The organism is Pseudomonas putida (genome assembly GCF_025905425.1).
Lineage (GTDB): Bacteria > Pseudomonadota > Gammaproteobacteria > Pseudomonadales > Pseudomonadaceae > Aquipseudomonas > Aquipseudomonas putida_AF.
Map to the genome: position 1 here is coordinate 3,509,996 of NZ_CP109603.1, position 22,848 is coordinate 3,532,843.

General features: G+C 51.1%; 20 protein-coding genes, 1 tRNA gene and 1 pseudogene. 4 read left to right on the plus strand and 18 right to left on the minus strand.

Translation table 11 applies throughout. The features are described from left to right. Nucleotides 1-11: 11 nt before the first annotated feature. The 7 genes from kefC to OGV19_RS15640 form a co-directional block, all read right to left on the minus strand. Nucleotides 12-1,847, minus strand: coding sequence for a glutathione-regulated potassium-efflux system protein KefC (gene kefC / locus OGV19_RS15610; protein ID WP_014860755.1), 1,836 nt, complete (start codon nucleotides 1,845-1,847; stop codon nucleotides 12-14). Then, nucleotides 1,848-2,369 carry a glutathione-regulated potassium-efflux system oxidoreductase KefF gene (gene kefF, locus OGV19_RS15615; RefSeq protein WP_121161166.1) on the minus strand — a complete coding sequence of 174 codons (522 nt, stop codon included), beginning with the start codon at nucleotides 2,367-2,369 and terminating at the stop codon, nucleotides 1,848-1,850. It lies immediately after the preceding gene. A 110-nt stretch (nucleotides 2,370-2,479) separates the two neighbouring features. After that, nucleotides 2,480-2,698 (minus strand): tautomerase family protein, encoded by a 219-nt coding sequence (locus OGV19_RS15620; RefSeq protein WP_014860756.1) that lies wholly within the window; start codon nucleotides 2,696-2,698, stop codon nucleotides 2,480-2,482. Between the two features lie 30 nt (nucleotides 2,699-2,728). Then, nucleotides 2,729-3,835 carry an alkene reductase gene (locus tag OGV19_RS15625; protein WP_014860757.1) on the minus strand — a complete coding sequence of 369 codons (1,107 nt, stop codon included), beginning with the start codon at nucleotides 3,833-3,835 and terminating at the stop codon, nucleotides 2,729-2,731. 43 nt (nucleotides 3,836-3,878) lie between these two features. Further along, nucleotides 3,879-4,211, minus strand: a complete 333-nt coding sequence (locus OGV19_RS15630; RefSeq protein WP_014860758.1) for a carboxymuconolactone decarboxylase family protein — start codon at nucleotides 4,209-4,211, stop codon at nucleotides 3,879-3,881. Between the two features lie 721 nt (nucleotides 4,212-4,932). Further along, complete coding sequence (locus OGV19_RS15635) at nucleotides 4,933-5,493, minus strand: TetR/AcrR family transcriptional regulator (RefSeq protein ID WP_063427219.1); 561 nt, start codon at nucleotides 5,491-5,493, stop codon at nucleotides 4,933-4,935. Between the two features lie 113 nt (nucleotides 5,494-5,606). Further along, complete coding sequence (locus OGV19_RS15640) at nucleotides 5,607-7,085, minus strand: amino acid permease (RefSeq protein WP_063427221.1); 1,479 nt, start codon at nucleotides 7,083-7,085, stop codon at nucleotides 5,607-5,609. Nucleotides 7,086-7,433: 348 nt separating this feature from the next. Here OGV19_RS15640 and metC point away from each other — a divergent pair, with 348 nt between their 5' ends. After that, entirely contained in the window at nucleotides 7,434-8,603 is a 1,170-nt protein-coding gene (metC, locus tag OGV19_RS15645; RefSeq protein WP_014860761.1) for a cystathionine beta-lyase, read from the plus strand. A gap of 589 nt (nucleotides 8,604-9,192) precedes the next feature. Next, nucleotides 9,193-9,266 (plus strand) — tRNA-Gly (locus OGV19_RS15650). Between the two features lie 264 nt (nucleotides 9,267-9,530). Here OGV19_RS15650 and OGV19_RS15655 read toward each other — a convergent pair. The 4 genes and pseudogenes from OGV19_RS15655 to OGV19_RS15670 form a co-directional block, all read right to left on the minus strand. Continuing rightward, on the minus strand, nucleotides 9,531-9,887 hold the full coding sequence (locus tag OGV19_RS15655) for a hypothetical protein (RefSeq protein ID WP_264309588.1): 357 nt from the start codon (nucleotides 9,885-9,887) through the stop codon (nucleotides 9,531-9,533). 243 nt (nucleotides 9,888-10,130) lie between these two features. Beyond that, nucleotides 10,131-10,618, minus strand: a pseudogene (locus OGV19_RS15660) (DUF3732 domain-containing protein); the annotation flags it as partial. Nucleotides 10,619-11,114: 496 nt separating this feature from the next. Continuing rightward, nucleotides 11,115-11,468, minus strand: coding sequence for a hypothetical protein (locus tag OGV19_RS15665; protein WP_264309589.1), 354 nt, complete (start codon nucleotides 11,466-11,468; stop codon nucleotides 11,115-11,117). 178 nt (nucleotides 11,469-11,646) lie between these two features. Then, complete coding sequence (locus OGV19_RS15670; protein ID WP_264309590.1) at nucleotides 11,647-12,117, minus strand: hypothetical protein; 471 nt, start codon at nucleotides 12,115-12,117, stop codon at nucleotides 11,647-11,649. A 249-nt stretch (nucleotides 12,118-12,366) separates the two neighbouring features. On the opposite strand from OGV19_RS15670, the gene OGV19_RS15675 reads away from it, so the two are divergent. Then, nucleotides 12,367-12,843 carry a helix-turn-helix domain-containing protein gene (locus tag OGV19_RS15675; RefSeq protein WP_264309591.1) on the plus strand — a complete coding sequence of 159 codons (477 nt, stop codon included), beginning with the start codon at nucleotides 12,367-12,369 and terminating at the stop codon, nucleotides 12,841-12,843. A gap of 66 nt (nucleotides 12,844-12,909) precedes the next feature. On the opposite strand, the gene OGV19_RS15680 is transcribed toward OGV19_RS15675, so the two are convergent. From OGV19_RS15680 to OGV19_RS15690, 3 genes are all read right to left on the minus strand, one after another. Further along, entirely contained in the window at nucleotides 12,910-13,398 is a 489-nt protein-coding gene (locus OGV19_RS15680) for a DUF6957 family protein (protein WP_264309592.1), read from the minus strand. Between the two features lie 17 nt (nucleotides 13,399-13,415). Beyond that, entirely contained in the window at nucleotides 13,416-13,679 is a 264-nt protein-coding gene (locus tag OGV19_RS15685; RefSeq protein WP_264309593.1) for a hypothetical protein, read from the minus strand. A gap of 175 nt (nucleotides 13,680-13,854) precedes the next feature. Beyond that, nucleotides 13,855-14,583, minus strand: a complete 729-nt coding sequence (locus OGV19_RS15690; protein WP_264309594.1) for a metallophosphoesterase — start codon at nucleotides 14,581-14,583, stop codon at nucleotides 13,855-13,857. A 255-nt stretch (nucleotides 14,584-14,838) separates the two neighbouring features. Between OGV19_RS15690 and OGV19_RS15695 the strand changes: the two genes are divergently transcribed. Then, nucleotides 14,839-15,294 carry a helix-turn-helix domain-containing protein gene (locus OGV19_RS15695; RefSeq protein ID WP_264309595.1) on the plus strand — a complete coding sequence of 152 codons (456 nt, stop codon included), beginning with the start codon at nucleotides 14,839-14,841 and terminating at the stop codon, nucleotides 15,292-15,294. Between the two features lie 242 nt (nucleotides 15,295-15,536). On the opposite strand, the gene OGV19_RS15700 is transcribed toward OGV19_RS15695, so the two are convergent. The 4 genes from OGV19_RS15700 to OGV19_RS15715 form a co-directional block, all read right to left on the minus strand. Continuing rightward, nucleotides 15,537-16,841, minus strand: a complete 1,305-nt coding sequence (locus OGV19_RS15700; protein WP_264309596.1) for a hypothetical protein — start codon at nucleotides 16,839-16,841, stop codon at nucleotides 15,537-15,539. A gap of 72 nt (nucleotides 16,842-16,913) precedes the next feature. Continuing rightward, on the minus strand, nucleotides 16,914-19,676 hold the full coding sequence (locus OGV19_RS15705; protein WP_264309597.1) for an AAA family ATPase: 2,763 nt from the start codon (nucleotides 19,674-19,676) through the stop codon (nucleotides 16,914-16,916). Continuing rightward, entirely contained in the window at nucleotides 19,669-20,235 is a 567-nt protein-coding gene (locus OGV19_RS15710; protein ID WP_264309598.1) for a hypothetical protein, read from the minus strand. Before OGV19_RS15710 ends, OGV19_RS15705 begins: the two co-directional genes overlap by 8 nt. Further along, a complete protein-coding gene (locus OGV19_RS15715; RefSeq protein ID WP_264309599.1) occupies nucleotides 20,225-22,657 on the minus strand; it encodes an ABC-three component system protein in 2,433 nt (810 codons plus the stop codon). The genes OGV19_RS15710 and OGV19_RS15715 overlap by 11 nt, the downstream gene beginning before the upstream one ends. Between the last annotated feature and the right edge of the window lie 191 nt (nucleotides 22,658-22,848).

Below are 22,848 nucleotides of genomic sequence, written 5' to 3' on the forward strand. Positions count from 1 at the left end.
TCCGTAACTCGTCAATCTGTTCGGTCATTATTCTCGCGGTTTCTTAGACCATTTTCTCCTGGGCCTGTGTCAATTGGGTGAGCACGATCTTCGTTGAAAATTTCCGTCAGTAAAGCGTTCGCTCGTTTGTAAGCGTCGTACTTGAATTCGGTGTCATCAACAGGTTGAGCGGCCATTTCTTCCAGCATTTCCAAATTCAGGCGACGGAACCGATCCGCACGCTCACGAGCCTCGTAGCGCCCTACACCCAGTTGCTCCAAGGCTCTTCGCCCAAGAGACAACGCGCTTTCAAAGGTTTCCCGTTCCACGGCCTCTATGCCCATCTGGCGCAAGGTAATGCTGTGCCCCATATCACGAGCGCGCACCACCAGTTTTAGGGATGGAAAATGCTCTTGGGCCAGCTCCGTCAGTGCCAGGTTATCGTCCTGATTGTCGATAGCGTTGATCAGCACCACGGCTTTCGCGGCACCCGCAGCGTGAAGTAGATCGAGACGTGTAGCATCCCCGTAAAACACCTTCACCCCGAACTTTCGCAGTGTCTCAATGTGGTCGGGATCATGATCCAAGACCACTACCTCAAAGCCACAGGACATCAGCAGACGCCCAGCGATTTGACCGAACCGACCGAAGCCAGCAATGATGACCCGAGGATTGCTCTGATCAATGATGTCTGATTCCTTGCTGCCCTGTTTGCCCGACGAGTCCAAGTGATTGAGCAAGAGGATCAGCAGAGGCGTTACACACATGGACAGCGCAACCGCCAACGTCAGACTTTTACCCCAGGGGTCGACCAGGATGCCGGCGACTGTCGCTGCGCCAAATACTACAAAGGCAAACTCACTGCCTTGGCCCAGGAACACCGCCTGCCATGAGCGCTGATCACTGGGGACACTCAGGAAGCGCCCCAGAAGCTTGATCACGAGCAGTTTGATCAGGATAAAGCCCAACGTCAGAGTGATGACCTTCAAAGGGGCATCGATCAGCGTTCCGAAGTCAATCGACATGCCTACGCCGATGAAGAACAGACCCAGCAAGAGTCCCTTGAAAGGTTCGATATCGCTCTCCAGGGCGTGACGGTATTCCGAACTGGCCAATAGAACGCCCGCTAAGAAAGCCCCCATGGCCATGGATAAGCCTGCCCCTTCCAATAAGAGGCCGAACCCGAATACCAGGAAAAGGGCGACAGCACTAAAGATCTCCCTCAGGCCAGAGCGCGCTACAAAGCGAAGGACGGGTCTAGATACATACTGACCCAAGAGAACGACTGCGACAATTGCACCAACGATTTTGGCGATGGACAGGGCCAGCTCCGAACCCGAGGGCGTACCGCCATTTGCGGCCAGCAGTGGAATCATCGCCACGAGGGGAATCGCCGCGATGTCTTGGAAAAGCAACACGGCAAAGCTGCTTCGACCCACCGCAGTCGAGGTCACGTTCCGCTCATTCATGGCCTGCATGGCGATGGCTGTAGACGAGAGGCTCAGCGTCAGTCCCACAAGCAGCGCAGCTGTCCAGCTCAAGCCTAGTGCAGCGCAAAATATTGCGATGGCTGCACCACATGCAAGCATCTGCAGCGCACCTCCACCGAACACCATTCGACGCATAGACCAAAGACGCTTGGGGTCGAGTTCAAGACCGATGATGAACAGCATCAACACCACGCCAATTTCAGCAAAGTGCAGTATGGACTCAACATCGGTTACAAGCTTCAAGCCCCACGGGCCAATTAAGCAGCCGGCAATCAGATACCCCAGAACCGGGCCTAAACCTAACCGAACGGCTATTGGGACTATCAAGGCAGCTGAGCCCAGATAGATAAGCATTTCAATCAGGCTGTGAGTGTCCATTTAATCTTCCTTCCACGAGGCCAAAAGCTCGCCGTAATGACGGATCTGCCTGAGCAGTCCGGCTTGATCTGCTCTGTATGTGCCGTGAACTGCTACTGGACTTAACCAACGCATTCCACAGTAATTTGCGGTTGCTTGAAGGGGCTGGGACAGCACGGCGAAACCTGGGTGGTCGCCGCCTTCAAAATGATCATGGTCTCCGCCCGTGGTCACGACCCACAGTAGATTTTTATTTTTTAAAGCAGTAGCACCATTGCCGTATGCCCAGCCCCGTGTGAAGACCTTGTCAATCCACAACTTCAAAAGTGGCGGGTAGCTATACCAATACAAGGGATGCTGCAGAACCAGCAGATCTGCTTGTTCAACGGCCTCCTGTTCAGCTTCAACGTTGATATTGAAATCTGGGTATAAATCGTACAGGGAGCGGATTACAACATCGGGTCTATTTGCTGCGAACCTGAGCATCAACTTGTTTACGTTGGATTTCTCAGGATAAGGATGGGCGTAAATGATCAGAATCATGGCGTGATACCCCACCAACCTGGCATTCTACAATAACGGAAAAAGCCCCCTGGTCGTTGAGCGTAAAATGCACTCAACGATCAGGGAGCTATTAGTTCAGCGATGAAGCTTTACTGGCCTGCTTGCAGCTTCAACACATCCTGGGCAGTGACTGGATTGCCAGCAATGCCCCAGTCTCCGCTCTTGACCTCTTCGAAAATTACCCAGGTCAGGGCACGCATATTTTCCCCTTCCACCGACACCATGGCGTCAGTCACTTTGCGAATGACCTCAGCTTTTTGCTCGTCAGAAAAAACCCCTTCAATACCCTTGATAGTTACGAGTGGCATGGTGTTCTCCTAAATGTTTGGGATGGAATATCAGGCTTTTGCTGCTGCGTATTCCGGGTAGTCGGTGTAACCCTTGTCAATCGAATCGCTTACGCCGTAGTAGGTCGCACGATCACCCTCGGCTAGAGGCCAATCGTTCTGCATACGCTCTACAAGATCAGGGTTAGCGATATAGGCGGTGCCGAAGGCAATCAGGTCTAGCTCGCCTTTAGCCAGCTCAGACTCTGCGATTTCCTTGGTGAAGCCGCCCGCAGCCATCAAGGTGCCTTTGTAAGCCTCGCGGAACGCAGCACCGAAGCCTGGTGGCGTTTGCGCGGCCAAGATGGTTGGTTGGTAGTTCAGGTGAACAAATGCCAGCTCTCGTTCATTGAGGGCAGCCGCCATGCTCATCCAGGTTTCTTCTTCGCCTTCGTAAACACCGAAGTCGTACAGGCGACCAAACGGCGAGAAGCGAACGCCAATCTTCGAACCACCGATCTCAGCAGCAATGGCGTCAATCGTTTCCAGCAGGAAGCGCTGGCGGTTGGCAATAGAGCCACCGTACTGATCAGTCCGAGTGTTCAGGGCGCTGCTCAGGAATTGATCGAACAGGAAGCCGTTGGCTGCCATGATCTCAATACCGTCAAAACCTGCATCCATCGCCATCCGCGCGGATTTAACGAAATCCGCAATGACGCGTTTCACTTCTTCAGTTTCCAGGGCGCGTGGTTCGCTTGGTTGAACAGGCCCAGATTTGCCCGGTTCGATCCAGGCATACACCGTGGTATCCACCGCAGGCACCGTACCGGAGGATACAGGCACCATGCCATGTACCGAAACGTGGGACATGCGGCCCACGTGCCAGAGCTGTGCAAAAATCTTCCCGCCCTTGGCGTGCACCGCGTCAGTGACTTTGCGCCAGCCTGGTAGGTGCACATCTTCGTAAATGCCAGGGGTGTACAGATAGCCACGAGCCTCATCGGAGATAGGCAGGCCTTCGGTGATCAGCAAGCCGGCAGAAGCACGTTGCGCGTAGTACAGCGCGTTGGACTCATTTGGAATGTTGTTCAGAGTTCGGGTGCGAGTCATGGGCGCCATGACAACGCGGTTTTTCAGGGGAATGCCAGCCAGATCGTAAGGTGTGAAAAGCTTATTCATGATTACTCTCGAAATCGTCTAGGAAGGAAAGTCGGCGTTATGCTTAGGACTTATCGAAAGCGTCGAGTACATGGGTGCTGTACACCAAAGCGGCACCGGCGTTCATGTTGATGGCTACACCCAGTGCTTCGGCGACTTCTTCACTTGTAACGCCGAGCTTCTTAGCCTCAGCAGCGTGGAAGGCGATGCACCCGTCGCAGCGAGTGGTCACAGCTACAGCCAAAGAAATCAGCTCGCGGGTTTTGGCATCCAGATGATTCGTCTTCCCACCAGCAGCGCCTAGCGCAGCCATGCCTTTCATGGTTTCAGGGGACAGGCCATTGAGCTCTACGAGGCGAGTGTTGATGTCTTTGCGGGTTTGCTTCCAATCTTGCATGAGGCTCTCACATGGGCGTTAACGCCCGGCAGGTTCGCGGGTTTGTTTCGACAATGGACATACGCTACCATCTAGTTGGTAGGCTTGCAACGCCTCATGCGAAATTCACGTCATTACGCATGATTGAGGTGACAGTATCGATACGTGGCCAGCGAAACGTGGGACGAAGGCGCCTGTCCATGACTGCGCGCCTACCTACAGGTAGCTCACTGTAAGCATTGAATGGACGCTGAACTGCACACCCAAGGTGTATCGAGTGACTACAGCTCGGGAGCGGGTTCGGTGCCCCTATCGGGTCGACGAAGCTCACGATGCCCTCGCTAGCGTCTCCAGAAACAGCTTGAGCAAATTACTGCCGGGCACCTACGCCAATGCCGATGAGACTGTTGTTCTCATCTGCGGCTGGAAAACGGTGGGAAACACACAAATACCGACCGATAGGTAGCTTTTCGACCGGTATCGTTAAATCACCTGATTTAGGTCTGCTCAGCGACGTCGTCTCTGCTCTGAGCATTGGTTATACGCGCGGGGTATGCACCGCTCGTCCGGATGGGCAGCAGGTGATAAAGAATCGTAGGAACAAATGGCCGTAAGGCTGGGAGAACGGAGGCAGGCAGAAGGAGAACGGGCTACAAAGGAGATCTACATAGGTGACGCCCACCCTGGCAGGTGGGCAATCAGGTACGAATTACGATGCATTGATAGGTGTGAATCGCACCGATCAGACAATGATACTTCTCATAATCAAGCTGAAGCCGGATTGCGAGCCTACTTTATCGCTCATCGCCCAAGAAACAAAACTGTCACCTTCTAGAATGTTCAAAATCGCTCTTGAAATTTCATTTGGATTTAGATCGCCGCGTATCAGATTTTCAGCTTGACCTTTGATCAAATTGCTTTCTAACCACAGGAGATGAATTTGGAAAAACTTTTGAGTAAGCTCTTTGAGACTTTCTGGCAAGGCGGACAACTCTGCTGCAAGCGCACCACAGAGAGGTAGCATTCCATTTTCCGAGCTATCAACAAACAATGAGGCGAAAGCCTCTAAGCGGTCTAGCGCATCAGCGTTTTGTTCATTGATTAAAGCTAGATTTTTCTCAAATCTAAAGAGATAGCTCTCAATCACCGCGATCCCGAGCCCTTCTTTCGTCGGAAAGTGGTGATGAATGCTTGCTTTCTTAATACCAATTTCATCCGCTAAATCTGCATAGCTAAATGCTGCGTAACCCTTGGTACGCAATAGTAATTCAGCAGTAATGAGGAGATCGGAACGCGTGCTCATGACTTTACCTTGATTTTCTGATAGAGCCATATTAACTGCATTAGGGCAGTGATTCAACTCATAGAGCGATAAGGGGACACCATGAAACGCCCCCTAATCGCCCAAAACCGTTTTTACGTGGCCTGTACGGCTTTCACCTCTTCATCAGCCCTGACTTTCGCACGAACGACTCTCGACCACCCAATGAGTAGGACAACTGCTATCACCGGAATCGAAAGGACAGTATACGTACCATTAGGGTAGTCAAAGCCCAATAGAACTAGTACAGCAAGCAGGAAAGCAAGGGTCAACCATGAAGTGAACGGCGCGCCTGGCATTTTGAAATCCACCATTGCGACCTCCCCTTTTTTTACTGCACGCCGATACCTTAACTGCGACAGAACAATAAAGGCCCATGTAGAAAGTATACCCAAGGAAACCATATTCAACAGCAATTCGAACAATTGTGATGGAATCAAGTAATTCAGAAATACACCAAATACGTTAATACCCATGGTCACTAGGATTCCCATGTAAGGTACCCCTTGTGAATTCATACGCTTAAAGATTTTTGGTGCAGAGCCACCCATCGCAAGCGACCTCAAAACCCGCCCAGTTGCATACAGCCCTGAATTCAAGCTTGAGAGCGCAGCTGTCATCACGACAATATTCATGATGGAACCAATACCTGGAACTCCGAGCATTTCAAAAAAAGTTACGAAAGGGCTAACATTCGCACTATAGGCAGTCCATGGAAGAACAGTAACCAACAAAAATACAGAGCCAACGTAAAATAGGCTTATCCGCCAAATCACGCCATTGATTGCTTTGGGAATAACACTCTTGGGATCCGCCGTCTCGCCAGCCGCGGTTCCAACCAACTCTATACTCGCATATGCGAATATAACACCCTGCACGATTATTACAGCCGGCAGTAAACCATGGGGAAATATACCACCGTTGTCTGTAATTAGGTGCAACCCAGGGATAGTCCCACCTACCTCATGACCCGTAGCAAAAAAGTACGAGCCCACAATCAAAAAGATGCTAATTGCGGCAACCTTTATCACCGCAAACCAAAACTCCATCTCCCCGAACCACTTCACACCCACCATATTCATCAATGTGACCACGCCCAATGCGCTTAGTGCAGACACCCACTGGGGCACATCTGCGAACACACCCCAATACTTCATGTAAATCGCAATTGCGGTTATATCGACAACACCTGTCAGTGCCCAGACTAGAAAATACATCCAACCTGCGACGAAGGAAGCACGCTCACCCATAAACTCACGAGTGTAAGAAACAAAGCTCCCACTACTCGGTCTGTGCATTACTAATTCACCAAGCGCCCTGAGTATGAAAAAAGCGAAAACCCCGCACACCAAATACACAACAGCGAGTGCGGGCCCTGCGATCTGCAACCTGGCACCGGCCCCCAAAAACAAGCCAGTACCAATTGCCCCTCCAAGCGCCATCATCTGCACATGCCGCTTCTTTAAGTGCTTTGAATATCCGCTCTCGTGAGATTCGAGCCATTCTGACTGACTTTTTAGATCGCCACTTTTAGCTTTGAATGCGGACTGCGATGTTTCAATTTGGCTTTTCATGTGTCACCTACGCGATGAATTTGCAGTTTTTGTATTATTTCTTGCAAACCTAAACTTGCGGCAGATCCCAACACATCTATGAAGCATTATTATTTTTAAATGTCGCAACACCGGAGCATTGAATGAAAAACCCGCTCAACCCCAGGCGAGCATGACGACACAACAAAAACCTACCATCCAAATGGATGGCTTTCAATAAAAAATTACAAATCAGCTTATCTTATTGAATTTATTGGATATTTTTCTTGATCCCAACCATATGGTAGACATTTACCAATGAAATGCATAACCTTGAACCTGCCGGTGGCGCTCTCGCCCACACCCTAAGCCAACGTTCTGGAAGGTAAGATGAACAAATACAATAACGTACAAACGTTACTTGCTCAGGCCTCCGTCCAACCTGAGCAACACCATGGGTTTGTCAACACGCCAATTTATCGGGGCTCTACGGTGGCGTTCCCCACCTGTGAGTCGATGCGTGAGGGGCGCCAGAAATACGTATACGGTCGCTGGAATAACCCCACTACGGAGGCTTTGAGTCAGGCATTGCGCCAACTTGAGGGAGCGGAAGGCACAGTGATATGCCCATCAGGCCTCTCGGCCTGTACTACCGCCATTCTTGCGGTGGTCGGCGCTGGCGATCATTTGCTCGTGGCCGACAATGTATATGCCCCTATAAGGACATTCTGTGAAAGCGAAGGTCGGCGCCTAGGAATCGAAGTCTCGTTTTATGACCCCACAATAGGGTCAGGCATCATTGACTTCTTGAGGCCAAATACTAAAGCTATCTATACAGAGTCACCTGGCTCTTTAACTTTGGAAATTCAAGACATTCCAGCAATTGCCAAGATCGCTCATGCGCACGACATACTCGTAATTGCTGACAATACTTGGGGCACACCACTTTACTTCCCGTCAATAGATCTCGGTGTCGACTTGTCCATCATGGCAGCGACAAAGTATATTGTCGGCCATTCCGACGCTGTCATCGGAACGGTATCGGCATCCAAGCGAGCCTGGGATCGCTTGAAGCGCTATCACTTCAACATGGGGCTGTTCGCAAGCCCTGATGACGTGGCCCTCGCGCTCAGAGGACTGCGAACATTAGATGTCCGGCTTGAACGACACTTCAAGAACGCAACTATTGTGGCTAAGTGGCTGGATAATCACCCTGATGTTGAATCAGTCTATTACCCTGCCTTAGAGTCCCACCCTCAACACCACCTATGGAAGCGAGACTTTAAGGGTGCTTCAGGCTTGCTTTCATTTGTCCTCAAGCCGTCAACGCAAGCAGCGGCAGATGCGCTGCTAGATAACTTGTCATTGTTCTCTATTGGCTACTCCTGGGGTGGCTATGAAAGCTTGGCAATGATAGCAAACCCGAGTCTGGTAAGAAGCGAAACCGCCTGGGAGGTAGAGGGACACCTAGTTAGGCTTCACATTGGACTTGAAAGCCCACATGATCTTATTGAAGACCTAGAGTTAGGCTTTTCCAAGTACAACTCGCTAAAACCTTAAACTCGCAAAATATTTTAAGCGCAGCCTGAAATATCAGGCTGCGCCTTATAACTTAGTTACAACTTTATGAGCATGCCACTCACTACAACACCCCAACTTGACAAGTCACCTACCTAGTGATAGGCTTAGTTTGCACTTTGCACCAACCGAAATAAGTTAATGAGGAAGAGCATTATGAACAAAAACAGCAACCCACCCAATCGGCCAACTTTTCGAGTTAGCATCAACCGATCATCCGCCAACAGAAGAGTTCGTTATATAGAAGGAACCCAGATTGATCCAAATGAGTGCATATTTTGTGTGCCAGATCTGGATGATGACGTCGTTGACATAGCTGACCGCGTGCCGGACGACAAACTTAACAGAAGCCCAAGCTAATCGAGTTAATCCTCACTAGCACTTACAGTTATACCAGATTTATATTGCAAATTGTCTTAGAGAATTCGTCAGGGAATTGCAAGCATTGAAGCAACAGGCCAACATACACTTATGGGACGCTATACCACGCTGAGTGGGAGAGTACAGCGCACCGAGATGTTGAAGGAGCCCCTAAAGTGTCTTACCGCAGCTGCGCTAGTAGGTTGAATAAGCGGGTATAGTCGAATGGTACAACTATAGTTTCCCAAGCTATCGGTGAGAGTTCGATTCCCTCTACCCGCTCCAACCCTCGTTCTAGAGCCTCTCGCCCCCCAAAGATTTACATTTTCCTTGCCCTACTCCTTTCCCGGGTGCGAACAGTTCACCCGGAGTCGCTGACAAACATGCCTGAAGTCAGGATAAAATTCAGCGTTTCCTTTGCTCACCAAACAGCAGCAAAGCCACGCAGCAGGATGACGGCCCTACCTTCACGCGCTCATCCACTGAAAACTGTTCAGTACCCCCTCCTGCCAACCGTGGCGGCGCGCACCAGGCTTGCCCTCGCCGCACCTAGAAATCGGTTTCACTGATACTCGTCAAAAGCCTCAGCCGCCCTCCCAACGCTATGCAGTTGGCAGCCATGAACCCGGTATTCAGGCGACCGACCTCCACCAGGTTCAAGCCTTTCATATGATCACCGAACATCACGCCCAACACCTGATTGATGGTTGAAACGTTGTGGAAGGTCAGGTCGGCCAAGACCCCAGCGCGATGGATTCCACCAGTTGGGGCTGTTCTGCGATTTCCTTCAGCGTCACTGTGATCCCTCAACTTCTGGTAACCAGCAGCAAGCGACATCAACAGGGCTTCGTTGCTCACAATCAGCTTGCGTACCACCGAGCTGATCAGCGCCTCCATCAACGTCACGGCGTGCGCGTGGACCAGTTCGTAAACAGCAGGTGGAGCTTCGCGACGCGCATTTTTTCGGGGAGCACTGTCCAGGCAGCATTTGTTTCACGACAGTCGTTCGCAATCGTGGAATGGGTACAACGAAACCTTACATGGCCTGGCCATATTTCCATCAAGCTTCTTAAGCTGTCCTATAGCCCCCGTTACAACGCTAAAGGCGATCGGCTACCGTCCATGGCTGCCGACTGCCCCAGTGATCAATCAGTCCGCAAAAAACCCACGGTGTCGCCATTTCGCCCGCACAAATCCTTGAAGTTGTAATCGAGGCCCAGATCGAGTCCATCGGCGTGATCGCAGACGATGATCTGTGGCATCACGCCGGTCTCACGCGCCGTGTCATCGCAGAATTTCGCCAGCTGCGTGAACATGTTTGACACGGCATCAATATCGTCACGCAGCTCGACACCCCGGGTGTCCTCGGCGCGAAAATTCTCGGCCTCGAACTCTTCCCCCTCGTCCTTGGACGGGAAGTACACCTGGGTAGGTTGATCCAGGAAGAGGATGGGTGGGATTGCGCATTTGTCAGCCCGGGCGGCGAACTGTTAATGCAGCGCCATGAACAAGGTGAGATGTGAGTACACCCAGTTGGCGCCACTGCCCATCGAGCGCAGGAACCCTTTCTTGTGCGCCTCTTTCTCGTGCCACAGGTCGAACGTGTTCACATCGAAGCGCAGAGATCCCACCGTCCAGGGGAAATTACCGAGATTTCTTGAAGCAGCGAGGCTCTCCATCGAAGGCTGTCCTCTAGGGCTCCAACCCTCAAAAAAAGCCGGAATTTTGTGACAACCATCACAGATTTGAGCAGAATTTCAAATTCTGCCCTATAAAAATTTTTTGCGGGACGGAGTTCTTATATTTGAGAGCCAAAAAAAAGCGGGGATCTGCGTCGCATCCATTTCTCGATTTTTCCTAGGTATTCGCCACTCGCTTTTCCCAGCCTTTCAGCACTCGGTGATTCGGAAAGTATCCCGAGTCGGACTGCCCACACGGTCTAGCCCCCACCGGGGGCTTGAGCAGGTCGTCTGGTTCGGCCTTTAGGCCGGCTGCTTTTCACTTTGGGATCAAATACAAGGCGCAATGCGCAACAGCGGGAGTCTATTTGGCGTGATCGAGAATTTCCGGCCAGTGCCGGACAACGCCTAGCTGTCTCTACCGGCTATGGAGTGGTTGTCGGAGAGGCAGTTTTCACACGCCAATATCGTGAGCGAGAAGGTCTTCACTCATGATCTGTGTAGCCCTCCCGGTCTGCACCAGTAAGCGTTGCAAACTCCGGCTGAGATACTCAAACAGCCAGGTACGAAGCTCGATGTGCCAACCGTAATCGTAGTAGCTGACATGCCGGCGTGACTTGATCTGGAGGGCGGCGAGAAGCGCCCTATAGGCTTCTTCGCCAATGCAATCAGCGGTGATCCGGATAGGTTCATCCTTTCCAGACTCGCGTACGTAATCATTCAGTAACTGATCCAGGGCCACTGTAAATCGGGCGCCATAGCAGACCGAGGCAGCCCTCCAGACGTCACTGACAATCGTCCTCTCCATGCCACTCGCCCTAGCGCCCCTTCTTCAAGGCAAAAGGCCAGCAATATACTCCATAAACAGCCTATGCCATGTCAGGTGCTCGACCGACACGATATCCATGGCACAGAAGCAGTGAGCAGATGCTAAATGGCTGAGTGAAGCCGACTCGCAGCTGCTCATGGTCATGCAGCTGCCTTGGCTACACCGTGAACCCGTGTCCTGCGAGTTGCGCTCGCAGATAGCTGTCTTTGAGCACCTTGGGAAATCCGATAATCAGCTTCCACATCAGGTACACAAAAACGATCGGCACCACGATCCCCAGGTAGCCCCCGAACAGCAAAGCCACCAGGCTGAGCGGAATGAACAGCAAGGCCAATACGCCGCCGCTGATTCTCATTTTCCTGATCCAGCTGTTGAACCCATCCGCCTCGTACAGTTTCTCACCAGTTACCGTTTTGATGGCGTACAGGATGAACCCCAGCCGGCCCAGCTTCACAAAGTGAAATTCACCCTCCAGGCCAGGCTTCAGATATGACGCGATGTAGTGCCCGACTCCGACCTTCTTGATCATCCGCACTGCCCCGCCAGGCTCCTTGAACCGCAGGTACGCATATTCACTCCCCTCTGGCAGGTTGTTGTGTGGCCCAACAACCTCCAGTTCGCCTTTCATAACACTCGCATCCGACATTCGTAACACTCCATTCCAACACGTGGCATCTCAACCAGCGTTCATTTCGTCCGTGCGGACATCGATTTGCTGAGGCCAATAAGGCACAGCCTAGTTTCAGAATTTCTTGGCACGTCTACATGCTCGCGCCCTGGCAGGTCGCACTGGCATTTTGACATCCCATAACACGCACTATATTGCATGGTTCGGGACTCGGCAACGTGGCTTCATCCTCGTTTTTGAGGATTATTGATGGCCCTGATGCAGGCCCTTGCCGCCCTAGTGCGCGCGATCAGGAATGCCAAAGCGCTTTCGCAAGAGCAGCTTTCCGGCTCAGTGGAAGCTAGACATTTACACAACATCGAGAACGCCCGCTCCAGCATCACGCTCGATAAGTTGCAGGCCATCTCCGACAAGCTTGAGATCGAACCTGCAGCACTCGTTGTGCTCGCAACTGCACTAGAGAAAGGCATGAGTGACGAACAGATCCTCGACCTGCTTCGAATCGAATTTGCAAAAATCGATGCGCTGGGTGCGCGAGATCGCATCAACGAGTACTACCAGAATGGAAAGGTCACGCGGGTACGCCCTGGACGACAAATTGACCCGCAAAAACTTGCATCCATCCGCAAAGCCAAAGCTGCAGGCGAAAGCCAAGCATCCGTGAGTGCTCGCCTGGGTCTGCCGAAATCCACTGTCGGTCGCTGGTGGCACATGCCAGAAGACTGATCACCTAAGGAGTACATTTGTACTCCTCAAATCTCAGTCCGTGACAGATCAGGATGAGCACTCAGATCAACTTTCTTCTCGTCGACCTGCTCTATCACCTGTAACGTTCGCTTCCAGCCTGGGCCAGCAGTCACGCTGCCCCGGGTTCCGGCGAACCTCACCGCACATCTTCGACAATTCCCTAAGCGCCGGCATTGATACATGCTTGCGTGCTCCCCGCCCGCCCAGCACGTACACCATTTCTTCCGCCTCAAAAAAACAGTCTTCAAAATGCCTCAGGAAGCCGGTGAGCAGGACACCACCCTGCCTTACACCTCTGCTGTCGAAAAGCACTCGCTGGGCGAACAGTGTGGTCGGCTGTAAATCCCTGGCGTGAATGAGCTTCTCGTCTTGATCGCTCACCATGACATCCAGAATCATCCACTCCCGCACCACGCAGTACTCCCGATCCCCGAATTCCTCCCGGGCCACTGTCAACAAGGCATCATCGGCGAGGCCCGAGCCCGTCAATACGCGCGCAGGCCCGTAAAGCACATCTTCCAACAACTCATTCACCACTCACTACCTCAACTTCAGCGCTCAGCATCCTGGATGCCATTGACCATTCGAATGCTTTGCCGCAGCACCTCACACAACACAGCCTCTGCTTCCTCAAATGTCTTGCCCCTCTGCAACGATCTGAGCAGATGCCTAACCGCCAAGTCACCCAGCTCATCAAGTGCCGTTTGGTCAATCACACGCTGATCTGCGCGTGCACCATTCACGAGGTCAGCGGCAGCTGCCCTTGCCAAGAGATAACCCGGGCGATCAAGAATCTCTTCCGGATCGACAGACACACGTCCGTTTTCGTAGCGCAATGTCCGAAGAGCTTTCAGTGACTCGGATATTTCCTGCTCTTCCAGACTCAGTGGCTCACCAGCGAGCCACCTCAGTAGTTGGCTACGCGTCCTGCTGTACAAGCGCCGACATCCATCAACCCACATCGCGGCTCATCCTGGCTTCACCCTCGCTTCAGATATCAACGACAAAGTCGGGAACAAAACCGGTCGGCTCGCCTGGGTAACCTCTAGGGTTCGAGATGATCCGACAGCCACTCACCACCACATCAACCCGGCGATGGGTGTGGCCAAAGATCCAGACATCTGCCTGCGCAACCAGGTCATGCCATTCATTGAAGTAGGCAGCCCCCAGATGACCTTCATTGTTATGCCCATTGACCTCGGGGATCGGGCAATGATGAGTCACCACGACCGTCTTGCCAGCAAAGCCCTTGGCGAGCTCTGTCACCAGAAACTCACGAGTAGCGATGTTTCGAGCAATGAGATCAGCAGGACGTAGCTTTCTGTACTCATCCCCGATTCGGATGCTCCTAAAGTCGTTCATCCACTCCCCGCACAACTGCATCGCAACCCGGTAGTCACCGGTTGACGTGAAGTCTGTCCACGCCGTGCCTACCAAAAACCGCGTGTCACCGATGATCAGGGATTGGTTTTCCAAGACGTGCACATGCTCGGCAGCCGCTTCGCGCATCTTGGTAAGCGTCCGATCTATGTGCCCACGATAGAATTCATGATTGCCACAGACGTAGATTACCGGTGATGGGAACACGTGATTGGCCCACGTCACTCCCCGGCTGAGCAGGTTGATGTCACCTGCCAGAACCACCAGATCCACATCAACCTGCGGTGGCTGGAACTCTTTAAATTCCAGGTGCAGGTCGGAATAAATGAGGGCTCTCATTGATCGCTTTGACTCCAAATTGAAGCGGCTGCCCTGGGTCTCAATGGCACTGATTCCGGCAACCAGGCATCTCGCCTGACGCCCTTAACATCAGGCATTTACGAATTAGCGGTATATTGATCTGGCCTCTCAGGGAGGCATGCAAATCGCGCCCACCAGCCAGTACCCCTTGGCGTTACATGCATATGACTATAAGCATTTGCATGTAACGAAGCAAATTCGACATATCGTTCCGTTTGCGGAACACAGACACACATGTCCCTACGTCCAGCTTTTGCTGCTGCATTGAGATTCCTGAGAGCGCGTCGCGACCTGTTACAAGGTGACCTCGCGTTGCATCGAGATCAGTCTCACGTCAGCCGACTTGAGGCTGGTCAGCGTGGTGTGACGTTGCAGATCAGTGATGATTTGGCCAAGGCGTTGGGAGTCCAGCCAATGACATTGTTGGCTTTGGCCTATGCTGCGGAACACGGCACGTCACCACGTACGATCCTCGCTCGTCTTGAGGCCGATCTAAAGGAGCTGAATGTGCTCGACGATGTCATTCCCCTCGAACCGGCCAGCCGGGCCCATCCCGTCGTGGTAGAGGCAGAGATTCTGAGAAAACGCATTCAGGCGTTGAAAGCCCAAGGTCTGTCTCAGGCAGAGATTGCCAGGCAGCTAGGCGTGTCAGGTGCAACCGTTAGCCGGCATCTGCACAGGCTGGAATGACACTGGGTAGTAGTGGCTTTTCTAATGATCAGTTTGAGTGATTTAACTCAGAAACTGTTTTTCGCGTATTCGATACGACTATATAGGGGAGAACGCTGGCGTGAATGAGAGAACGCTCCTCAAGGAGATTGGTTAAGCCAGATCAAGACGGCGAAGTATTTTGGCATATATCGAGAGACAGTCAGGCGGCATTTACGGAAGGGCCAATGACCTGGCAAGCCGCCTGCCTCTGCTCTGCTCAGTCAAGTGGGTGCTGTCGAGGAAGGATCCACTGTCGGAAAATCATGGGCTGCGTAATCAACCCTAGCCCCTGAGTAATCGATGATTATGAAAAGCAGTTCGTAGAAGAGCTTGATACTCGCAAGTGTTAAGTCCACCAGTTCTTGGAGTTTATCGCGACTCTCCGCTAGCGTTGCTGCATGAGCCATTTTATTTCTGAGCAAACTCCATTTTTTATCGAGCTCCTGGCTGACGCACCCCTTATCAATCAATGCATACAGAGCAGTTTTAGCTTTAAAACCACCAGCATGCTCTAGACCTTTAAGCATTGATTCTTTGACCCGCTCGTCGACATCGAGAGCCTCTACCTTTGGCGCGGCTGCTTTGGACAACTTTAAGAAAGCCGGGTCTTTACCCTGCTCGTTAAAGTAATGCCTCAAAAGCCCCTCGATACAGATAGAAACATTGAGCGCCGCTGACTCGATGCCACCTTGCCAAGCACTATTAAGCTTATGCCAATTAGCATAGAAAACTTTGCCTCGCTCAGACGACATCAACGCGAATAGTGGATTGAAAAATGATTCAAAACATTCATGATTTCGAGAATAACGAAAATCCACTGGCTGCAATAGCGCACTCCCAGACAGGCCAGGACGTTTAGAATGCAGCTCCCAGGTCTTTACTTGACTAATGACTTTCTCGACAAAAGCGAGCTCCAACTGAGTTCCGGCAATCACATTCAGTGCTTTACGCATTGAATTTGAAAGATCATTAGATACAGACTGCCCCTCTATAAGCACATCACAGCCAGACTCATCCTTATTGATGCGAATGCTCCTACCCGAAGACATAAACTCATACCCCGCTTCTATGAGCACTGGGTTTGCGGGAAAACGATTATGATGAAAGTAAATCTGATGAATAGCATCTGGGCATGGCCTTCCCAGTGTCTCCTCTGAAATCAGCACATCAATTTCGCCTTTAAAAAATCCGAGCGACGGTGTGTGATCGCCATAGGCATTCAGCATCTCTGCCCTCCAAGTATTGCCCCTTGAGTCCTGACCCTCAAAATCAAAAAGGGTATTCGGACTAACCAGCTTCCCGGCTGCATCACCAAAACCAAGATTCATGAGCTGGACAAATTCGCTCGGCTTATATTCGTGATAGAACTCGTATTTTAATCTACCCTCTTCTAAATATATTTTACCTGGCCCTTGTAGAACCAATGGCACTTCGGCAGATCTCTGAGTCAGCGTTATCGATCTGAACGCAATGACCAATGAACCACCCAAGAACTTGTTTACGTCAAAACCTGACACAACTGACATTTCAACCTCCCGAATAAAAAAGCCCCGCCAGATACTGGCAGGGCTCTAAGGACGACCAAAGCTTATTACAACTTATACAAGCTCAGAAGCAGAAATCTTACCGTTCACAGAGATCTGTATTCCAGCACGAGGATTCCCTTCAAGATAGACCATGTTAAGAAGCTGCCGATCGTTGATACTGGAAAACTTCTGCGCCATGTGCCGGGCCAACGACTCGCTTGCCGTCGTCAAAACTAGGCTCATTGACGGATTTGAGGTAGCGAGAAGTCGGAAAATGTCCAACATAGCCACACGATTGAGGTCGTCCAGGTGGGCAATAGGCTCATCCAAGAAGAAGCTCCCACCAGTATTTCGAGCTCGGGCCAGGTAAAGCGACAGCGCTAGATCTTGGCGCTGACCTTGGCTGAATTTGCTTTCAGCGTCCAACGCAATCTCATGGTCTTCTGCAAAAGCTGTCCAATGTAAGTGCTCAGTCCCTTCAGATACGCCTAAGCCCTGGTACACCTCATTCGCGTGCATTCGAGAGAAAAGCTCCCCTGCAGGGCCCAAAAGCGCGCCCAGACTGGAGGAAGTCAACTCCTTTACATGCGCTTCATACTGCTCGATAGCTTGGTCAGCCGCGACGATATACCGAGAGCCGATATCCAGTTTCGATTGGTAATAACTCAACTGCTCAGTAAGTTTCTTAAGCGCAGAAGCATCAGAATCGACATTAACTACTGCTTCGCACTCATCCAGTAGTTTCTTAAACTCAGTCACTTGGACGCGCTCTCGCTCCACAGCACTCATTGCAGCGACCCACTTTTCTTCGGTAACCTCACCGCCATCGGTCACGCCTGTCCAAAGAGTCATAAAGCGGTCAATGGCTGTAGTGAAGCCAGTTACACTTGCTGAGTAGCCTGTCATCTGACCCGATTTTACTTTAATCGCTGCAGCAACTCCCTTCACAAGTTGATCCAAGCGGATTCGTTCGGGGCCGACTTCATCAACCTGCCTCTGGTAATGTCTAACATAGTTTTCGAGCGCAACCATCAATTGCTCGACACGACCCTTGAAATCAACCTTTGGCACGAGCGAGAAAAAGATTTCGCTATCTGGAAGATTATCAAAAATCTTTTGAAGCTCAATGGCAGCGAAAATGCGCTCCTTTAAATCCCGAACCCTCGCAGGAGATAGCGTGGAAAAATCTTGTTCGCCAGTGACCTGTAGATACTTGGTCTTAGCCTCAAAAGATGAGAGCTTTGCTTTCGCTGCATTTATTTGCTTGACGGATTGTTCATGTAGCTGTTGCAACGCTTTTGCCTCGGCGAGCGCAAAGGCGGCCAGCTGGGCTCTGCCACGAGCATTATCCAGAGCTTCCAGGGCCTCTTTGATAGCAGCAGACATCAGCTCTTTTGATTTTACTTTAGTGCGTAGTAACTCGGCACTAGGCCAATCATGCGTGCAGAGCGGACAAATGTGAGTTTCATTGACACTAAGAAACTCAACCCCAAGATTCTTCAGACGCTCAGAGGTGTCAGCCAAAGCATCGAATTTCGCGGTTTGGCGAATGACATCTTCCTTGGCCAGACCATCAACAGCAATAACTTCCTCTAGATTACTTGGAGGATAAACATAACTTTCCTCCAGACGGCGCTGCTCGCGCACAAGCTTGTCGACTTCCCCGACATTCTTTTCAAGGTAATCAAGTGCAGTGCGCCACGAGTCCTGCCTCCCTTTATCCCAGCTCAGCTCTGCAAAAACTGAAGAAAGCGAAGCATGAGTCACAGGCGATTGCAAAAAATACCGAGCTATGCTTGGTAGCGCAATGAGGGAATTGGCACTTTTTAAGCCTATAAGCTTTTCATTCGCCCACTCAACCGAACGCTTACCTTCATCATATTTTATATTAGCAGCACCAAGCTCATCTGAACCTTTCTTATGTTGCTCTGTGAGCTTCAAACTCTCTTCAGAAAGATCGGAAATTGATCTGCGCAACGTATCAACTTGCTTCAGCGAACCATGGAAATGCTCCCACTGACTCTGCAGCTCAGTCAAATCTTCGAAACGAGACTGTGTGCGCTGCTCAAACATCTGCACTCGCAGTTTAGCTTCCCGAACATCATGCGGGAAATTATCGCTACTCAGCACGAAGTTAAAATTATCTGCAAGCAATTTTAGATTAGCAAGAGCTTTGGCTCTTCCCGGCGCATGCTGCTGTAGACTGCGCTGAGTATTTTCAATATCAGCGTTGAGCCGGAAAATATTTTCAGTTAGCCCCTTTGTGCTAGGCAGCGCTTTCTTGTAGTCTTTCAATTCGCGAAGCGTACTGGAAAGATGACCAAACCCCAGGATATCCGCAAATATCTGCTGCCGATCCGTTGCGCGATTGTTATCAATGAGCAGTGAAAGTGAGTTTGAGTACAACCAGCGACTATTGCGCAACCAGCCTCGCTTGGACTTTTTGGTAATGGCGTCGCTCTTACCAGAAATGGTGCTCGGTGTAAGCAAGGCCAGTAGCTTATCGTCGGTCATCTTGACGGGCTTACTGCCTTGTTTTGATAACCAGAGACCTTTGCGCTTGCGTACTAGTTCATGGGAAACACCGCCTATCAGACATTGCGCCGAAACACTCGTTTCGCCATCTCCCCACTCACAGGCGTGATCTTTAGAATCAATGCCTTCAATCCCTCCCGTTAGAAGCCACTCCAGCGCAAAGCATATAGTACTTTTCCCAGTACCATTCGCAGCATAGATGACTGTCAAAGGAGCATTCAGAGGCACCGTTAGTTTGCCAGGCACACCCCTGAAATTGCTGATCTCTACGGAAAGGAATTGTATTGGAAGATTATTCATTTAGATTCCACTCTCTACCGTGTAGATCCGCAAGCTCCTTACTCGTTGTGTTAGCAAGAGCCTCCAAAAGATCAACTGCGCCGCTATCATCAGGTGAAAATACGGTGACCTCAGAAACCGCCTCAGACCTCGCCAGTCCTAGCGGAGTGATCTTTTCGCAGCGACGCCACTCGTCGTCCTTGTAGAAAACCGCATGTTTGCGCACAAAAAGCGTATTTCGCTCAATCTCGGCGATGAATGATTTGAATTTTTTGTCAGGCGAAACCGCAAGAACCAGATATCCATCAATTACAGCGCCTGATTTTTCACGCTGCAAAATCCGTGCATCCAAGTACTTTTCCGCAATATTTGCAAGACGTGGCGCTTGTGATTCGTCAGCTTCAGTGAGATCAACTAAAAGAATTGATGCAAATCCGCACTCCCAGCATCCTAGTTGACCTGGCGTCTTTCCTTGTGGCCATCGACTATCGTCCTTAGTCATCACCCTCTCAACAGCAACGAATGAAAAACCAGCATCTGCGGCTCTATCATTGATGATACCAATCAATTCATTTACCATCGATTCGGTTCCTACGCTGCATAATGTCCTCTAGGAATTCTTCTGGAGACATGTCATCTACTTGATCATATAGGCTTTCAATTTCGCCAAGGTTAAATAGATAAACATTTCGGGTGACGGTGGCTTCGGTAATAGAGCGACTCACAGGTTGGGGAGTAGTAAACCGGTAGTCGTAATTACTCGGCTTTGCATGTTTTATAACGCCGCGCCCCTGTACGAACGCAATCATATTTGGATGAACCGAAGCCTGACGCGCCCACATCGAGAGGTCAGCCTCCATATCTCTAATGGAATAGTCGTTACTTGACCAGGCCATTAGCGCAATTTCACCAAGTTCCGGATCATCATAGCGGATATGACCGTACCTATCCGCTGCTACAGACCATTGGCTTTCAGTTGGAACATTCAAGAAACTCAAGGCGTGGACTGAGCGCATCACATCATCACCGGACAGGCACATTCGCTCTGGAGAGAAGTCTTGTCCGGCCCGCATGCCAAAACAGGCCCTGTAGGTAAAATTCCTGCTGTCTGGCAGCTGTTCAGATTCAACCAGTTCGCTCAGCCGATCCAGTTCCTGCTTGACTTGTGGCAGATAGCCGCCGCCAGGTGGGTGTCGGTTGAACAGCTCATGAAACTCCAATGACTCGGGCGACAACTCATCAATCACTCTCCCACCTATCACCCGTTGCGCGACAACGTGTTTCAACGACAGATCACCAGTCCAATCCAGCGTAAAGGTCAGAGCACCGTTGGTGCTGCGCCGCATTACTCGTCCTGCGGGGTTCACCAAAAGGGGCGTCGGACGCGTAGAGAACTCGGCATCTATGGCAGGGAAGATGCCGGTCGCGCTCCAGAGTTTTGCGTCACACAAGACCAACCGAGAGCTGTTAGCCGTCACAATACCGATGGTCGAGGTTGCGCGCTGCGCATAGTAATCGGACGCAGATTTCAAGATTTGCTTCACACAATCAACATGCTGCGGAGAAAGCACAAGATTTGGACGCCTCGACTTGTCTTCGCTTTGGCACGCCATCACCCGGCGCAACTGAGAGCGCCCACCCTCAATTGCTGAGGTGAAGTCATTGCTGAGTGTCGGCCAGACAATCACGTCTTCAAAAGCAAGTCTTAGCGACTGGTTACCGCGGTCGTGTCCACCACCAGGTTCATTCTCGACCACTACAAAGCACTTGTGGTAGTCATCGCCCGGCACACTGACCCAACACCATCCTGCCTTGAAGGAATGCGTAGATGAAGGCAGCCAGCTTGGTTCTACCCATGAAATGTCATCCGAAGATTTCCATTCCAGAAGCTTGTCCCCGCCAACAACGCCGCACCCCAAGCACAATACAAGAGGATACGGATAGGCCTGAACAAGCTCATCAATGGCGCTCCAATCCTCTACCGTGGCTGCCGCGGCGCCTCCTGTGACAATGACAGGCCGTGACCCGAACTTGCTCATGAGCGTGCCATTTGTCGGAGACAGCATGGCACGCAAGAAAGTCAGTAAATCACTACCCTGCACGAGGGCTAAATTAAACTCTCCGAAATCTCCTAGCCTACTTCTTAAATATTCGGTTCTTACTGCTGAGACAAATCGTTCCTCCCCTGCCGCGACAACTACGCCACGGCTTTCAAGCAGCTTTTTGATCGCCTCGGTAATGCCCTCCGAGTCAGACTCCAGCCTGAAGTATTTCCTCTTTATGTCGGGATACTTATTGACCAAATTAGAGAGGTCATCTTTTTTGTGCATATTAGTGTGAAGATGATCAATGCGCTGCCACACCAAATCGCACAATTCAGTTGCAGTTAGACCTTTTAACTTAGGATCTTCGGATAACGTCTTTGACCCATCCCTGGCTTCAAGTGCCCTTTTCTCAAATTCTTTACGGAGATCATCAAACCGCTCGCGCCCTGCATTCAACATAAATGCAGTCAGGACACCTGCTGCACCATCCGCCATAGCAACAATGTAACGGAACGACTCCCCTTTGGGCGACGCAATTTCTGGACGAATGTGTGCATAGAGAAAAAACTTGCACAGTTCCTCAATCACCGTAGCACGGGGCAGATTTCCTTTAACGCGCTTACATTGAATGACGCCGACCGGTAACGAGTTCTTAAAGAGAATGACATCCCGTCCCTGATCGGCTCCGTCATTCAACCGACGCGCATCATCGTACCACTCGTAGCCCCTATCACCGGCTTGCTTTCTGTAGATGTCTGCCAGAATCAACTCGAAGTGAGCATCCCCGATGAGATCAAACGGAAGTTGTCCACAATCGAAGGCAAACACATCGGGCGATTTGGAATGACTATCTCGAAGCTCTTTGTCAGCTTCCTCGTCAAAGCATATTTCATCAGCAATCGTCAAAATCTCGCTCCACGCATCGAATCGACCAGGCCGTGCAAAGCTACGGCTCACGCTGATCAGACCTTGGGGCCTGACAACCAGGTTTTTTTCTCAGGAGGAGATCGGACGCGCCTGAACGCCGGCAGCGGGCTCCCTCCCGTTTACCAATGGCGCACCCTCAGGACAGGCAGTAAAGCTGCGGACTGAGTGGCAATGCCAAATTGGCATCATAGTAAACGGGTACCTGTCTCCTTACCAGACGG

What these genes read in the sequence shown, in the direction of transcription:
- OGV19_RS15620 (WP_014860756.1), bottom strand. Translation starts at nt 2,698, where the DNA reads ATGCCACTCGTAACTATCAAGGGTATTGAAGGGGTTTTTTCTGACGAG.
- OGV19_RS15625 (WP_014860757.1), bottom strand. Translation starts at nt 3,835, where the DNA reads ATGAATAAGCTTTTCACACCTTACGATCTGGCTGGCATTCCCCTGAAA.
- kefF (WP_121161166.1), bottom strand. Translation starts at nt 2,369, where the DNA reads ATGATTCTGATCATTTACGCCCATCCTTATCCTGAGAAATCCAACGTA.
- OGV19_RS15665 (WP_264309589.1), bottom strand. Translation starts at nt 11,468, where the DNA reads ATGGAGAGGACGATTGTCAGTGACGTCTGGAGGGCTGCCTCGGTCTGC.
- OGV19_RS15695 (WP_264309595.1), top strand. Translation starts at nt 14,839, where the DNA reads ATGTCCCTACGTCCAGCTTTTGCTGCTGCATTGAGATTCCTGAGAGCG.
- OGV19_RS15640 (WP_063427221.1), bottom strand. Translation starts at nt 7,085, where the DNA reads ATGAAAAGCCAAATTGAAACATCGCAGTCCGCATTCAAAGCTAAAAGT.
- metC (WP_014860761.1), top strand. Translation starts at nt 7,434, where the DNA reads ATGAACAAATACAATAACGTACAAACGTTACTTGCTCAGGCCTCCGTC.
- OGV19_RS15630 (WP_014860758.1), bottom strand. Translation starts at nt 4,211, where the DNA reads ATGCAAGATTGGAAGCAAACCCGCAAAGACATCAACACTCGCCTCGTA.
- OGV19_RS15635 (WP_063427219.1), bottom strand. Translation starts at nt 5,493, where the DNA reads ATGAGCACGCGTTCCGATCTCCTCATTACTGCTGAATTACTATTGCGT.
- OGV19_RS15670 (WP_264309590.1), bottom strand. Translation starts at nt 12,117, where the DNA reads ATGAAAGGCGAACTGGAGGTTGTTGGGCCACACAACAACCTGCCAGAG.
- OGV19_RS15675 (WP_264309591.1), top strand. Translation starts at nt 12,367, where the DNA reads ATGGCCCTGATGCAGGCCCTTGCCGCCCTAGTGCGCGCGATCAGGAAT.
- OGV19_RS15700 (WP_264309596.1), bottom strand. Translation starts at nt 16,841, where the DNA reads ATGTCAGTTGTGTCAGGTTTTGACGTAAACAAGTTCTTGGGTGGTTCA.
- OGV19_RS15705 (WP_264309597.1), bottom strand. Translation starts at nt 19,676, where the DNA reads ATGAATAATCTTCCAATACAATTCCTTTCCGTAGAGATCAGCAATTTC.
- OGV19_RS15710 (WP_264309598.1), bottom strand. Translation starts at nt 20,235, where the DNA reads ATGGTAAATGAATTGATTGGTATCATCAATGATAGAGCCGCAGATGCT.
- OGV19_RS15690 (WP_264309594.1), bottom strand. Translation starts at nt 14,583, where the DNA reads ATGAGAGCCCTCATTTATTCCGACCTGCACCTGGAATTTAAAGAGTTC.
- kefC (WP_014860755.1), bottom strand. Translation starts at nt 1,847, where the DNA reads ATGGACACTCACAGCCTGATTGAAATGCTTATCTATCTGGGCTCAGCT.